We start from the raw sequence: 13,706 nt of genomic DNA, 5'->3' as shown, positions 1-13,706 counted from the left end.
GGAGGCTAACCAGCGGGGCGTTGTCTCAGGTAGCGGGCCAAGGGGGGGCGGGGCCGGGGCGGCGGGAGGGGTGGGTCGGGGCCGTGGCGGTACGCCGCAGCCCGTCGCGCGTTGGGCGTACTGCTGCCCGTTGCCACAGTTCCACGGGGCAGAGACGGGCTAAGCGACGGGCTGCGGCGTACCGCCACGGCCCGCTCCCGCCGTCTTGCCGCCGTCCCGCCGTCGCGTTTTTCGTGTGGTGGTGAGTACTGCGGCTCCTGCCAGTGCTGCGAGGGTCGCGCAGACGGGCCAGAGGATGGTCGGGTGTGCTGCGTAGAGCGTGCCGCCCAGGGGGGCCGCCAGGACTACGCCGGTGATCGACGCGCCCGCGTAGAGGGACTGGAAGCGGCCCTGGACGTGGGGTGGGGCCTCGTCCGCCATGTAGGCGGTGGCCGTTGTCTTGTAGAGGAGTTCGCCGAGGGTGAGGAGGGTCATCATGGCGGCCGCCGTGGTGATGCTCGCGCCCAGGAGGAGGGTCGCGTAGCCGGCGCCCACCAGGAGGAGGCCCGCTCCGACCGTGCGGAGGGGGGCCGCGCGGCGCAGGGCCAGTGCCGCCGGGAGTTCCAGGCAGAGGAGGACCGCTCCGTTGACCGCCAGGAGTGCTCCGTACACGCCGGTGTCCATGTGGTGGTCGGCCAGGTAGAGGGGGAACGTGGAGTACTGCTGGCGGTAGACGATGTCGGTGATCACTATCGCCAGGAGGAGGGTGAGCACGGCCGGGCGGGTGCGTAGTTCCGGCCAGAGGCCGCCCGCCTTGCCCTGGGGTGGGCGGGGGGCGGGGGTGGTTCCTTCGGGGACTACTCGGGCCGTCCACGCCGCCAGGGCCAGGCTGCTGATGCCTTCGGCCGTGTAGAGGTAGTCGTAGGAGAAGTGGGTGGCCACGAAGGCGCCGAGGATCGGGCCGATCGTGAAGCCGCCGTTGGCCGAGGCGCGGATCAGGGCGAAGGCCTGGCGGCGGGCGCCGTCGGGGACGATCACCGCCACGAGGGCGGAGTTGGCCGCGCGTTGTACGCCGGAGGTGTACTGGGCCAGGGGGAGCGTGAGGTAGAGGGCGGGGGTGGGGAGGGCGGGTACGGCTGCCAGTAGGGCGCCGGAGGCTGTGGCCGCGGTGAGGAGGACTCTGCGGTGGCCCAGGTGGTCGCCGTACCAGCCGCCGGTGAAGTTGCCCGCCAGCAGGCCGATGCCGCCCAGGCCCACCAGCAGGCCCGCCTCGCCGGGGCTCATGCCGCGGGGGCCGGTGAGGTAGAGGAAGACGAAGACGAAACCGACGCTGACGGTCATGTTGGCGAACGTGCCGGCCGCCAGCAGCCACACCGGTCGCGGTAATTGCCGTAGTCCTCGCACCCTGGTCCCCCTTGAGTGAGTTCCTTTTGGGAACTCACTGTGTCAGCATGGCAGCCTCGAGTCAATGGAGAAAGGAGCCCTGCCATGGCCCGCAGGACGAGCCTCGAGGACTCCACCTGCGCGATCGCGCAGGCTCTGGACGTCGTGGGCGACTGGTGGACGCTGCTGATCGTGCGGGACGCGGCGCGCGGGGTGCATCGCTTCGACGCGTTGCAACGTGAACTCGGGTTGTCCCGGAAGGTGTTGACCGAGCGGCTGCGGTTGCTGGTGGAGGCCGGGGTGCTGGTGCGGGTGCCGTATCAGGAGCGGCCCGTGCGGTACGAGTACCGGCTCACGCCGAGGGGGCGTGCGCTGCTGCCGGTGCTGGTGGCCCTGCAGGACTGGGGGGACGCGTGGGTGTTGGGGGACGGGGGGACCACGGCCACGGGTGAGGAGGCCTCCGCCGAGGGGCGGCGGGTGCACGGCCTGGTGGGGACCCGGGTGCCGGAGCTTCGGCTCGTCGACGACCGGGGGGAACTGCGGGATCCGGTGGAGGATGGAATGCCGTACACCGTTCTGTACTGCTTTCCGGGGGCCTTCGCCCGGGGGGACTCCTATCCCCCGGGGTGGGCGGATATTCCGGGGACCGCGGGGTGCACGCTCGAGTCGTGCACGTACCGGGACCGGAGTGCGGAGTTCCGGGCGGTGGGCGGTGCCGTGCGGGGGGTGTCCACCCAACGGGCCGACGAGCAGCGGTCGTTCTCCGAGAAGGAGGGGCTCGGGTTTCCGTTGCTTTCGGATGCCGAGCTGTCGTTCATCGGGGCGTTGCGGCTGCCCACCTTCCGGGCCGCGGGCGCCACTCGGCTCAAGCGGCTGACCCTGGTCGTGGATCGGGAGCGGGTGGTGCGGGACGTGCAGTATCCGGTGACCGATGTGGCGGGGAGTGTGGAGGTCGCGCTCAGTGTGGTGCGGCGGCTGGGGACGGAGATGGGGATGGGGGCGGCGGGGGGATGACTCGGGCGAAGGCCTGTCGGGCGTACTCCTCGTCATAAGGGGTGTCCGTGAGGAGGACTTGGAGGCAGATGCCGTCCATGAGGGCCACCAGGGCGCGGGCCGTCAGTGGGTCGGTGCGGGGGGTCAGGAGGGCGGCCATCGCGTCGGCCCACTCGGCCGCCACCGGGCGCAGGGCGGGGCGGCGCAGGGCCGCCAGGTAGAGCTCGTACTCCAGTTCCACTCCGGTGCGGTCGCCGGCCAGCCATTCGCCGAGCCAGGCCGCCAGTTCCGTGGCCAGGTCGGCCTGCGGGTCCGACAGGGCGCCGCGGGCCGCCACCACCTTGGCGAAGCCCTCGTTGGCCTGGCGCAGGGCGGCCGTCATCAGGTCGTCGAGGGTGGTGAAGTGGTACGTGGTGGAGCCCAGGGGTACGTCCGCCTCGGCCGCCACCGAGCGATGGGTGAGGCCGGCCAGACCCTTGCGGCCGACCACCCGGATCGCCGCGTCGATGATCCGCTGGCGGCGCTCGGGGTCGTAACGGCGGGCCATCAGTGGGCACCACCGAGGTTGAGGACCACCACTCCCCCGACGATCAGCCCGATTCCGGCGATCTTGGTGAGGGTGAGGGACTCGCCGAAGAGGACCAGCCCGATCACGGCGATGGTCGCGGTGCCTACCCCCGCCCAGATCGCGTACGCCGTGCCGATCCCCACCGACTTCAGGGTCTGGGCCAGGAGGGAGAAGGAGATCACGTACCCGACGGCCGTCAGGAGAGTGGGCCAGAGTCTGCTGAAGCCCTCGCTGTACTTCATGGCGGTCGTCGCCGCGACCTCGGCGGCGATGGCTCCGGAGAGCGTCAGGTATCCCATGTGTACGAGCGTACACAACGAATGGGGTGATATGTACAGGCGTACGCACCTGGGATGCGGACAGCTGCGAAAGCGTTATCGAAAGCGCTCACTCAAACGGCTGAACGCGAGCCACGGCGTCCATTACTGTTTCACCGTTCATACACCGGGCCATCGCAGCCGCGGCCGCCGTAGCGCCGCTGGAGGAACTAGCGCATGCCAGAAAACAAGTCCCGGCCGCCCCAGGATCAACCGTGGGAGAACGGCTGGGCCCCGGACACCTCCCGGGCCCCCGGAACCCGACGGCTCTGGCTGGCCGGCGGACTCGCCGTGGCCACCGTCGTCGCCTGTGTGACCGCGATCGCGGTCAACGACCGGGATTCCGACGGGGGTTCGGAAGCGCGGGAGGCGCGGGCGCTGTCCGGCGACCCGAGCTCGGACGGGCTGATCTCGTTCGCCACACCGTCGGCCTCCGCCAGCGGTACCGCCTCCTCGACCGCGGCGGGCGGCCAGAAGGACGGCAAGAGCTCGTCTCCGTCCGCCTCTTCCTCGCCCTCGGCCGCGGGGGATGCCTCCTCGACCGCCGGGTCGGACGACGGCAGCCCCTCGCCGCACACCTCGGGCAAGGCCTCGGCGTCGCCGACCAAGAAGCCGTCCCAGCCCACACCGACCAGCTACGAGCGGTCGGTGCAGTCGGTCAACTACCCGGACCGCTACTGGCATCTGAGCAGTGGTCTGGTGAAGCTCGACCCGCTGCGCGGCTCGGAGTCCCGCGAGGACTCCACCTTCACCGTGGTCAAGGGGCTGACGGACAGCTCCTGTTACTCCTTCAAGACCGATGACGGCAGGTACCTGCGGCACCGCAACTTCGTCCTGCGCGCCGACAGCTACGACGGCTCCTCCCTGTTCAAGCAGGACGCCACCTTCTGCGCCCGCCCCTCCTCCTACTCCGGCGCGGTCATGCTGGAGTCGGTGAACTACCCGGGCCGCTATCTGCGCCACAAGGACTTCCAGGTCCGCCTCGACTCGTACCAGAACAGCCAGCTGTACCGCGCCGACTCGGCGTTCAAGTTCGTGGCCGGAGTGGGCTGAGGCCGCGGGAGCAACGACGAGTGGCGGCACCCCGGAAGGGATGCCGCCACTTTGTCGTTTCCGCCAGATGACCTCAGACGTTGAAGCCCAGCGCGCGCAGCTGCTCGCGGCCGTCGTCGGTGATCTTGTCAGGGCCCCACGGGGGCATCCAGACCCAGTTGATGCGGAGTTCGTTGACGAGGCCGTCCGTGGCGGACTTGGCCTGGTCCTCGATGACGTCCGTCAGCGGGCAGGCCGCAGAGGTCAGGGTCATGTCGATCGTCGCGATGTTCGCGTCGTCGATGTGGATGCCGTAGATGAGGCCCAGGTTGACGACGTCGATGCCCAGCTCGGGGTCGACGACGTCGTACAGGGCCTCGCGGACCTCCTCCTCGGAGGCCGGCTTCATCTCCACGGTGTCGCTCATGCCGTCTTCCTTTCGGCGTCCGAGCCCAGGGCCTGGGCCGTCGCGTCCTTCCACGCCATCCAGCTCAGGAGGGCGCACTTGACCCGGGCCGGGTACTTGGAGACACCGGCGAACGCGACCGCGTCCTCCAGCACCTCCTCCATCGCGTCGTCGGGCTCGATGCGGCCCTTGGACTGCATCAGCTCCAGGAAGGTCTCCTGGATCCGCTGCGCCTCGGACACGTCCTTGCCGACCAGGAGTTCGTTGAGGACGGACGCGCTGGCCTGGCTGATGGAGCAGCCCTGGCCCTCGTAGGACACGTCCTCGATCTTCGTGCCGTCGTACTTCACCCGCAGGGTGATCTCGTCACCGCACGTGGGGTTGACGTGGTGCACCTCGGCGTCGCCGTCCCGCAGACCACGCCCGTGCGGGTGCTTGTAGTGGTCCAGGATGACTTCCTGGTACATCGAGTCCAGCTTCACGGTTTCAGCACGCCCCTCAGCCGAAGAAGTTCCGTACGTGCTCCAGGCCGTCGACCAGTGCGTCGATCTCGGCCGGCGTGGAGTACAGATAGAACGACGCTCGCGTGGTCGCGGGAATTCCGTACCGGAGGCAGACCGGGCGGGCGCAGTGATGGCCGACACGGACCGCTATGCCCTGCTCGTCCAGCACCTGGCCCACGTCGTGCGGGTGGATGTCGCCGAGCGTGAAGGAGATCGCGGCGCCGCGGTCCTCGGCCGTGGTGGGGCCGATGATCCTCAGGTCCGGGACCTCCGCCAGGCGGCGGACGGCGTACTCCGTCAGCGCGTGCTCGTGGGAGAGGATCTTGTCCATGCCGATGGCGTTCAGGTAGTCGATCGCCGCGCCGAGACCGACCGCCTGGGCGATCGGCGGGGTGCCCGCCTCGAACTTGTGGGGGGCGGGAGCGTACGTCGACGAGTGCATCGACACCGTCTCGATCATCTCGCCGCCGCCGAGGAACGGGGGCAGGTCCTCCAGGAGTTCCTGGCGGCCCCAGAGGACGCCGATTCCCGTCGGGCCGCACATCTTGTGGCCGGTGAAGGCCACGAAGTCGGCCTGGAGGGCCTGGACGTCCAGGGGCATGTGCGGCGCGGCCTGGGAGGCGTCGATGCAGACGAGCGCGCCGACCTCCTGGGCGCGGCGCACTATGGCCTCGACCGGGTTGACCGTGCCCAGGATGTTCGAGACCAGGACGAAGGAGACGATCTTCGTCTTCTCCGTGATGATCTCTTCGATGTTCGAGAGGTCGAGGCGGCCGTCGTCCGTGAGGCCGAACCACTTCAGCTTCGCGCCCGTGCGCTGCGCCAGCAGCTGCCACGGCACGATGTTGGAGTGGTGCTCCATCTCGGTGATGACGATCTCGGTCTCGCGGTCCACCCGGTAGGGCTCGTCGGCCCAGCCGAGCATGTTCGCCACGAGGTTCAGCGATTCGGAGGCGTTCTTGGTGAAGATCACCTCGTCGCGGCTGGGCGCGTTGACGAACGCGGCGACCTTGTCGCGCGCGCCCTCGTACAGCGCCGTGGCCTCCTCGGCGAGCACATGCACACCGCGGTGGACGTTGGCGTTGTAGCGCTCGTAGTACTCGCTCAGGGCGTCCAGCACCTGGCGCGGCTTCTGCGAGGTCGCCGCGTTGTCCAGGTACACGAGCTTCTTGTCGTCGTGGACCAGCCGGTCCAGGACGGGGAAGTCCTTACGGATCGCCTCGGTGTCGAGGAGGCCCGGCAGCTGTGTCACTAGGATGCGCCACCCTTCGTGTGGACTACGTCCTGCTTCGCATAAGCCTCGTAGCCCTCGTTCTCCAGCTTGTCCGCGAGCTCGGGGCCGCCGGACTCGGCGATCCGCCCGTCGGCGAAGACGTGGACGTGGTCGGGCTTGATGTAGCGCAGGATGCGCGTGTAGTGCGTGATCAGCAGGGTGCCGACCTCGCCGGTCTCGCGGACGCGGTTGACGCCCTCGGAGACGATGCGGAGGGCGTCGACGTCCAGACCGGAGTCCGTCTCGTCGAGGATCGCGACCTTCGGCTTGAGCAGTTCGAGCTGGAGGATCTCGTGGCGCTTCTTCTCACCGCCGGAGAAGCCCTCGTTGACGTTGCGCTCGGCGAAGGAGGGGTCCATGTTGAGGCGCTCCATGGCCTCCTTGACCTCCTTGACCCAGGTGCGCAGCTTGGGGGCCTCGCCGCGGATGGCGGTGGCGGAGGTGCGCAGGAAGTTGGAGACCGAGACGCCGGGGACCTCGACCGGGTACTGCATCGCCAGGAAGAGGCCCGCGCGGGCGCGCTCGTCGACGGACATCTCCAGGACGTCCTCGCCGTCGAGCAGCACGGTGCCGCTGGTGATCGTGTACTTCGGGTGGCCCGCCAGGGAGTAGGCGAGGGTGGACTTGCCCGAGCCGTTGGGGCCCATGATGGCGTGCGTCTCGCCCTGCTTCACGGTGAGGTCGACGCCCTTGAGGATCTCCTTCGTGGCGTTGTCGGCCTCGACGGTGACGTGCAGGTCTCGGATTTCAAGCGTTGCCATGGTGGCCTCAGGACTCCTGGGTGAGGGAGACGAGCACGTCGTCCCCTTCGATCTTGACGGGGTATACGGGGACGGGGCGCGTCGCGGGAAGGCCGGACGGCTTGCCGGTGCGGAGGTCGAAGCTGGAGCCGTGCAGCCAGCACTCGATCTGGCAGTCCTCCACCTCGCCCTCGGAGAGCGAGACGTTCGCGTGGGAGCAGATGTCGTGGATGGCGAACACCTCTCCCTCGGTACGGACGACCGAGACCGGCGTGCCGTCGAGTTCCACCCGCTTCGGGGTGTCCTCCTCCAGCTCGCTGAGGCCGCAGGCGCGTACGAAGGCCGCCATCAGACCGTGGCCTCCAGCTCGGTCTCGATCTTGCCGAGCAGGCGCTCCTCGATGTCCGGGACGCCGATCTGCTGGACCAGCTCGGCGAAGAAGCCGCGGACCACCAGGCGGCGGGCCTCGTCGGCCGGGATGCCGCGGGCCATCAGGTAGAAGAGCTGCTCGTCGTCGAAGCGGCCGGTGGCGGAGGCGTGGCCGGCACCGACGATCTCGCCGGTCTCGATCTCCAGGTTCGGCACCGAGTCGACGCGCGCGCCGTCCGTGAGGACCAGGTTGCGGTTCATCTCGTAGGTGTCGGTGCCCTCGGCCTTGGCCTCGATCAGCACGTCACCGATCCACACCGCGTGCGCGTCGTCGCCCTGGAGCGCGCCCTTGTAGACGACGTTGGACTTGCAGTGCGGGACGTTGTGGTCGACCAGCAGGCGGTGCTCCTGGTGTTGGCCGGCGTCGGTGAAGTACAGGCCGAACAGCTCGGCCTCGGCGCCGGTGCCGGCGTACGCGACCCGCGGGTGGAGGCGTACGACGTCGCCGCCGAAGGTGACGACCACGGACTTGAAGGAGGCGTCGCGGCCGACGAGGGCGTTGTGCTGGGCCACGTGGACGGCCTTGTCGTCCCAGTCCTGGACGGAGACGACGGTGAGCTTGGCGCCGTCGCCGAGGACGTACTCGACGTTGGCGGCGAGGACGGCGTCACCGGTGTGGTCGATGACGACGACGGCCTCGGCGAAGGCCCCGAGCTGGATCACCTGGTGGGCGAAGGAGGTGCCGCCCTCGCCGTGCACCGCGATGCGGATGGGCTCGGTGAGGACCGTCTCCTTGGGGACGGTGATCACGCCGGCCTTCTCGAACGCCGAGTAGGCCTGGGCGGCGATCCGGTCCACGGGGGTGCCCGCCTTGCCGAGGCGCGGGTCGTCGCGGTCGACGGTCTCGACGGTGACGCCCTCGGGGGCCTCGACGGCGACCTTGACGCCCTCGCCGGTCGCGACGGCGGTGCCGTCGTGCAGCCCGCGCAGGCGCTCCAGCGGGGTGAACCGCCACTCCTCCTCGCGGCCGTGCGGGACCGGGAAGTCCGCGACGTCGAAGGACGGGGGCGCGCTCATGCGCGTGGCGACGGTCGACTCGGCGGCGACCGCGATCGCGCCCGCGGTGGTCGACCCCACGGGGATGTTCTGAGCCTCAGCCATGGCTGTCGTAATGCTCGCTTTCTTGCGTGTAGGGCTGGATGGGGGCTGCGGACCGGTGGTTAGCCGACCGCGCCTTCCATCTGCAGCTCGATCAGCCGGTTGAGCTCCAGCGCGTACTCCATCGGCAGCTCCTTCGCGATGGGCTCGACGAAGCCGCGCACGATCATCGCCATCGCCTCGAACTCGGAGAGACCGCGGCTCATCAGGTAGAAGAGCTGGTCCTCGGAGACCTTGGAGACGGTCGCCTCGTGGCCCATGGACACGTCGTCCTCGCGGACGTCCACGTAGGGGTAGGTGTCCGAGCGGGAGATGGTGTCGACGAGCAGCGCGTCGCACAGCACGTTGGACTTGGAGCCGTGGGCGCCCTCGCCGATCTCGACGAGACCGCGGTAGGAGGTACGGCCGCCGCCTCGCGCCACCGACTTGGAGACGATGTTGGAGGAGGTGTTCGGCGCCATGTGGACCATCTTGGAGCCGGCGTCCTGGTGCTGGCCCTCGCCGGCGAAGGCGATGGAGAGGGTCTCGCCCTTGGCGTGCTCGCCCATGAGGTAGACGGCGGGGTACTTCATCGTCACCTTGGAGCCGATGTTGCCGTCGATCCACTCCATGGTGGCGCCCTCGTAGGCGACGGCGCGCTTGGTGACCAGGTTGTAGACGTTGTTCGACCAGTTCTGGATGGTCGTGTAGCGGCAGCGGGCGTTCTTCTTGACGATGATCTCGACGACCGCGCTGTGCAGGGAGTCCGACTTGTAGATCGGGGCCGTACAGCCCTCGACGTAGTGCACGTAGGCACCCTCGTCGACGATGATCAGGGTCCGCTCGAACTGGCCCATGTTCTCCGTGTTGATCCGGAAGTAGGCCTGGAGCGGGATCTCGACGTGCACGCCCTTCGGCACGTAGATGAAGGAGCCGCCGGACCACACGGCCGTGTTCAGCGCGGCGAACTTGTTGTCGCCGGCGGGGATGACGGTGCCGAAGTACTCCTTGAAGAGCTCCGGGTGCTCCTTGAGGGCGGTGTCGGTGTCGAGGAAGATGACGCCCTGCTCCTCCAGGTCCTCGCGGATCTGGTGGTAGACGACCTCCGACTCGTACTGGGCGGCGACACCGGCGACGAGGCGCTGCTTCTCGGCCTCCGGGATGCCCAGCTTGTCGTAGGTGTTCTTGATGTCCTCGGGCAGGTCCTCCCAGGACTCCGCCTGCTTCTCCGTGGAGCGCACGAAGTACTTGATGTTGTCGAAGTCGATGCCGGAGAGGTCGGAGCCCCAGTTCGGCATGGGCTTCTTCGCGAAGAGCTTGAGGCCCTTGAGGCGGAGCTTGGTCATCCACTCCGGCTCGGACTTCTTCGAGGAGATGTCGGTGACGACCTCCTCGTTGATGCCGCGCCGCGCAGAGGCGCCGGCGGTGTCGGAGTCGGCCCAGCCGTATTCGTACTTGCCCAGACCCTCGAGTTCGGGGTGGGCAGTCTCCGTGGGGAGAGTCATGCGGGGTTCCTCCCGGCCGTGCTTGCAGATGCGTGATGAGTGGTCTGGGAAATCTTGGGGATGAACGTCGTGCAGACCCCGTCGCCGTGGGCGATGGTGGCCAGTCGCTGGACGTGCGTTCCGAGCAGCTGGGAGAAGACCTCGGTCTCGGCCTCGCAGAGCTGCGGGAACTTCTCCGCCACGTGGGCGACCGGGCAGTGGTGCTGGCACAGCTGCTCGCCGACCGGTGCGCTGCGCGCCGTAGCAGCGTACCCGTCAGCGCTCAGGGCCCTGGCGAGTGCTTCGGTGCGCTCCTCGGGGGCGGCGGCCTCGATCGCCGCGCGGTAGGCGTCGGCCTGTTCGGCGATGCGCGCGCGGGCGAAGGCGACGACGGCCTCGTCCCCGCCGTACTGCTGCTGGATCCAGCGCAGCGCGTCGGCGGCGAGCTTGTCGTAGGACTGGTCGAAGGCGTCCCGGCCGCAGTCGGTGAGGGCGAAGACCTTCGCCGGACGGCCGCGGGTGCGCGCTCCGTAGACCCGCTGCTCGCGGGGCTGTACGACGTCGTCGGCGGCCAGCGCGTCGAGGTGGCGGCGGACGGCCGCGGGGGTGAGCCCCAGCCGCTCGGCCAGCTCGGCGACGGTCGACGGCCCGTGGTCCAGGATGGACCGCGCGACGCGGTTGCGTGTCGAACGCTCACCGGTCGCGAGCTCCTCATGAGGGGCCCCCGTGGGGGTCCCCCGAGCCTCGCCGACGTTTTTCACAACGCCATTGTTGCGTAATTCCTCAAACGCAGGCAAGCCGCGTCCGGGCCGGCCGACGGTGCCCTGCGTCACTTAGGTATACCTAATGTGACCTGCGGAAACGATCACTGATCGATCAAGGGACCGATAAAACCAGTGGCCCCGACGGCGTCCTCCGGGGACACTGCACCACCATGCCCACACCCCCTCCGACCGGCCCACTTGTCACTCGGGAGACCCTGGCGGCACAGCTGCGGGAGCTCGGTGTCGAACCGGGAGAAATCCTCCTCGTCCACTCCTCCCTGCGCTCCCTCGGCTGGGTGTGCGGAGGGGCCGTCGCGGTGGTCCAGGGGCTGCGGGACGCCCTTGGTCCGAACGGGACGCTCGTGGTCCCGACGCAGACCGGCGAGCTGTCCGACCCGGCGGTGTGGAGCCGACCGCCGGTGCCACGGGAGTGGTGGGACACGATCCGCGCCACCATGCCCGCCTACGACCCCCTCGTCACCCCCAGCCGAGGCCTCGGCGTGATCCCGGAGACCGTGCGCACCTGGCCCGGAGCCCTGCGCAGCGCCCATCCGCAGACCTCGTTCGCGGCGCTCGGGGCGCGGGCCGCGGAGGTCGTCGAGGGGCACGCCACCGACTGCCGGCTGGGCGAGCGCAGTCCGCTGGCCCGGCTGGAGCGGCTGGGGGCGCGGGTGCTGCTGCTCGGGGCCGGATACGACACCTGCACCAGCTTCCACCTCGCCGAGTACCGGATACCCGCCCCGCTCGTGGAGATCGGCCGGCCGGGCCCGCACGGGTGGGAGACCGTGACCGAGGTGTCGATCGACTCCGACCGGTTCGACGAGCTGGGGCACGACTACGAGCGGGACCGGCCCGTCGTACGGGGCAAGGCGGGCGCCGCCGACGTACGGCTGTTCCCGGTCGCGGACGCGGTCGCCTACGCCGAGCGGTGGCTGGCCGTGCACCGCCCGCGCGAGGAGGAGTTCTGACGGCCGCTTCCGGACGGGTCCGGCCGGTTCCCGTACCCGGCGGTCGGAACGGCCGGCGGCGAACCTAGACTCTGGGGCCATGCGAACTGAGCCTGTCGTCTGGGTCCAGGCCCTGGTGAAGCGGTACGGGACGAAGACCGCGGTGGACGGCCTGGAGCTGACGGCCCGGGCGGGCGTCACCGCCGTCCTCGGACCCAACGGCGCCGGCAAGACGACCACGATCGAGATCTGCGAGGGGTACCGCCGTGCGGACTCCGGCACCGTCCGCGTGCTCGGCCTCGACCCGGTCAGACAGGCGTCCGGGCTGCGGCCCCGGATCGGGGTGATGCTGCAGTCCGGGGGCGTGTACTCGGGGGCGCGGGCCGACGAGATGCTGCGGCACGTGGCGAAGCTGCACGCGCAGCCGCTGGACGTGGACGCGCTGATCGAGCGGCTCGGGCTCGGCTCCTGCGGCCGGACCACGTACCGCCGGCTCTCCGGCGGCCAGCAGCAGCGGCTCGCGCTGGCGATGGCGGTGGTCGGCCGCCCGGAACTGGTCTTCCTGGACGAGCCCACCGCCGGTCTCGACCCGCAGGCCCGCCGCGCCACCTGGGACCTGGTCCGGGACCTGCGCGCGGACGGCGTCTCGGTCATCCTGACCACGCACTACATGGACGAGGCCGAGCAGCTCGCCGACGACGTGGCGATCATCGACGCGGGCCGGGTAATCGCCCAGGGCTCCCCCGATGAGCTGTGCCGCGGCGGCGCCGAGAACACCCTGCGCTTCACCGGCCGCCCCGGCCTCGACGTGGCCTCCCTGCTCAAGGCGCTGCCCGCCGACTCCTCCGCGGCCGAGCTGACGCCGGGCTCGTACCGGGTGATGGGCAAGGTCGACCCGCAGCTGCTGGCCACGGTCACGTCGTGGTGCGCGCAGCACGGGGTGATGCCGGACCGGATCTCGGTCGAGCGCCACACCCTGGAGGACGTCTTCCTGGAACTGACCGGCAAGGAGCTGCGCTCGTGACCGCCACCGGCACCTACACCCCCCGGCCCGGCGCGGCCCCGCTCCCCCGCATGATCGCGGCGCAGGCGGCGCTGGAGACGAAGATGCTCCTGCGCAACGGCGAGCAGTTGCTGCTCACCGTGGTGATCCCGACGCTGCTGCTCGTGCTGTTCAGCAGCGTGGACATCGTGGACACCGGCGCGGGCGAGGCGGTGGACTTCCTCGCCCCCGGCATCCTCGCGCTGGCCGTCATGTCCACGGCCTTCACGGGCCAGGCCATCGCGACGGGCTTCGAGCGCCGCTACGGCGTCCTGAAGCGCCTCGCCTCCTCCCCGCTCCCCCGCTGGGGCCTGATGGCGGCGAAGACCGCGTCCGTGCTGGTCACCGAGGTCCTCCAGGTGATCCTGCTGACGGCGATCGCCTTCGCGCTGGGCTGGGACCCGCACGGCAGCCCCCTCGCCGTCCTGCTCCTCCTCGTTCTCGGCACGGCGGCGTTCTCCGGCCTCGGTCTGCTGATGGCGGGCACCCTGAAGGCGGAGGCGACCCTGGCCGCCGCCAACCTGGTCTTCCTGCTGCTGCTCGTGGGCGGCGGGGTCGTCGTCCCGCTGGACAAGTTCCCGTCCGGCGTTCAGGACGTCCTCGGCCTGCTGCCGATCTCGGCCCTCTCCGACGGCCTGCGGGACGTCCTCCAGCACGGCGCGGGGATGCCGTGGGGGGACCTGGGGATCCTGGCCGTGTGGGCGGTGGTGGGGCTGGGGGCGGCGGGGAGGTTCTTCCGCTGGGAGTGAGTCGGGGGATGGGGCCGGAT

Annotated in this window: 16 protein-coding genes; 5 read left to right on the top strand and 11 right to left on the bottom strand. The window is 69.9% G+C overall.

The features are described from left to right. Window positions 1-159: 159 nt before the first annotated feature. The gene (locus ABZ464_RS34690; RefSeq protein WP_359283802.1) at window positions 160-1,383 is read right to left on the bottom strand and encodes an MFS transporter; all 1,224 of its coding nucleotides are present in this window, start codon (window positions 1,381-1,383) and stop codon (window positions 160-162) included. An 84-nt stretch (window positions 1,384-1,467) separates the two neighbouring features. Between ABZ464_RS34690 and ABZ464_RS34685 the strand changes: the two genes are divergently transcribed. Then, window positions 1,468-2,376, top strand: a complete 909-nt coding sequence (locus ABZ464_RS34685) for a winged helix-turn-helix transcriptional regulator (protein WP_359283800.1) — start codon at window positions 1,468-1,470, stop codon at window positions 2,374-2,376. Here ABZ464_RS34685 and ABZ464_RS34680 read toward each other — a convergent pair. Both ABZ464_RS34680 and ABZ464_RS34675 read right to left on the bottom strand, forming a co-directional pair. After that, on the bottom strand, window positions 2,321-2,902 hold the full coding sequence (locus ABZ464_RS34680) for a TetR family transcriptional regulator (protein WP_359283797.1): 582 nt from the start codon (window positions 2,900-2,902) through the stop codon (window positions 2,321-2,323). The two genes, ABZ464_RS34685 and ABZ464_RS34680, sit on opposite strands and share 56 nt — an antisense overlap. Beyond that, window positions 2,902-3,222, bottom strand: a complete 321-nt coding sequence (locus ABZ464_RS34675) for a multidrug efflux SMR transporter (protein ID WP_359283794.1) — start codon at window positions 3,220-3,222, stop codon at window positions 2,902-2,904. Before ABZ464_RS34675 ends, ABZ464_RS34680 begins: the two co-directional genes overlap by 1 nt. Before the next feature lie 195 nt (window positions 3,223-3,417). Here ABZ464_RS34675 and ABZ464_RS34670 point away from each other — a divergent pair, with 195 nt between their 5' ends. After that, entirely contained in the window at window positions 3,418-4,293 is an 876-nt protein-coding gene (locus ABZ464_RS34670; protein WP_359283791.1) for an AbfB domain-containing protein, read from the top strand. Window positions 4,294-4,366: 73 nt separating this feature from the next. On the opposite strand, the gene ABZ464_RS34665 is transcribed toward ABZ464_RS34670, so the two are convergent. Genes ABZ464_RS34665 through ABZ464_RS34630 form a run of 8 tightly spaced genes read right to left on the bottom strand, consistent with a single transcriptional unit; the run spans window position 4,367 to window position 10,945 of the window. Beyond that, complete coding sequence (locus tag ABZ464_RS34665; protein WP_055636909.1) at window positions 4,367-4,699, bottom strand: metal-sulfur cluster assembly factor; 333 nt, start codon at window positions 4,697-4,699, stop codon at window positions 4,367-4,369. Further along, on the bottom strand, window positions 4,696-5,160 hold the full coding sequence (gene sufU / locus ABZ464_RS34660; protein WP_359283787.1) for a Fe-S cluster assembly sulfur transfer protein SufU: 465 nt from the start codon (window positions 5,158-5,160) through the stop codon (window positions 4,696-4,698). The genes ABZ464_RS34665 and sufU overlap by 4 nt, the downstream gene beginning before the upstream one ends. 16 nt (window positions 5,161-5,176) lie before the next feature. Further along, the gene (locus ABZ464_RS34655) at window positions 5,177-6,433 is read right to left on the bottom strand and encodes a cysteine desulfurase (RefSeq protein ID WP_359283784.1); all 1,257 of its coding nucleotides are present in this window, start codon (window positions 6,431-6,433) and stop codon (window positions 5,177-5,179) included. Then, window positions 6,433-7,215: a Fe-S cluster assembly ATPase SufC gene (gene sufC / locus ABZ464_RS34650; protein WP_359283782.1), complete on the bottom strand. Its 783-nt coding sequence runs from the start codon at window positions 7,213-7,215 to the stop codon at window positions 6,433-6,435. The genes ABZ464_RS34655 and sufC overlap by 1 nt, the downstream gene beginning before the upstream one ends. A 7-nt stretch (window positions 7,216-7,222) precedes the next feature. Next, complete coding sequence (locus tag ABZ464_RS34645; RefSeq protein ID WP_053847446.1) at window positions 7,223-7,543, bottom strand: non-heme iron oxygenase ferredoxin subunit; 321 nt, start codon at window positions 7,541-7,543, stop codon at window positions 7,223-7,225. After that, on the bottom strand, window positions 7,543-8,724 hold the full coding sequence (gene sufD, locus ABZ464_RS34640) for a Fe-S cluster assembly protein SufD (protein WP_359283779.1): 1,182 nt from the start codon (window positions 8,722-8,724) through the stop codon (window positions 7,543-7,545). Before sufD ends, ABZ464_RS34645 begins: the two co-directional genes overlap by 1 nt. A 59-nt stretch (window positions 8,725-8,783) precedes the next feature. Beyond that, window positions 8,784-10,205: a Fe-S cluster assembly protein SufB gene (gene sufB / locus ABZ464_RS34635; protein ID WP_359283776.1), complete on the bottom strand. Its 1,422-nt coding sequence runs from the start codon at window positions 10,203-10,205 to the stop codon at window positions 8,784-8,786. Beyond that, entirely contained in the window at window positions 10,202-10,945 is a 744-nt protein-coding gene (locus ABZ464_RS34630) for a metalloregulator ArsR/SmtB family transcription factor (RefSeq protein ID WP_359283773.1), read from the bottom strand. The genes sufB and ABZ464_RS34630 overlap by 4 nt, the downstream gene beginning before the upstream one ends. Before the next feature lie 173 nt (window positions 10,946-11,118). Between ABZ464_RS34630 and ABZ464_RS34625 the strand changes: the two genes are divergently transcribed. From ABZ464_RS34625 to ABZ464_RS34615, 3 genes are all read left to right on the top strand, one after another. After that, window positions 11,119-11,916 (top strand): AAC(3) family N-acetyltransferase, encoded by a 798-nt coding sequence (locus tag ABZ464_RS34625; RefSeq protein ID WP_359283770.1) that lies wholly within the window; start codon window positions 11,119-11,121, stop codon window positions 11,914-11,916. Window positions 11,917-11,995: 79 nt separating this feature from the next. Beyond that, window positions 11,996-12,919: an ABC transporter ATP-binding protein gene (locus ABZ464_RS34620; protein ID WP_359283767.1), complete on the top strand. Its 924-nt coding sequence runs from the start codon at window positions 11,996-11,998 to the stop codon at window positions 12,917-12,919. A 50-nt stretch (window positions 12,920-12,969) separates the two neighbouring features. Further along, entirely contained in the window at window positions 12,970-13,686 is a 717-nt protein-coding gene (locus tag ABZ464_RS34615; RefSeq protein ID WP_359283998.1) for an ABC transporter permease, read from the top strand. The last annotated feature ends 20 nt before the right edge of the window (window positions 13,687-13,706 follow it).

It is taken from the genome of Streptomyces sp. NPDC005820 (genome assembly GCF_040630255.1).
Classification (GTDB): domain Bacteria; phylum Actinomycetota; class Actinomycetes; order Streptomycetales; family Streptomycetaceae; genus Streptomyces.
This window is presented reverse-complemented; position numbering and strand designations above follow the sequence as displayed.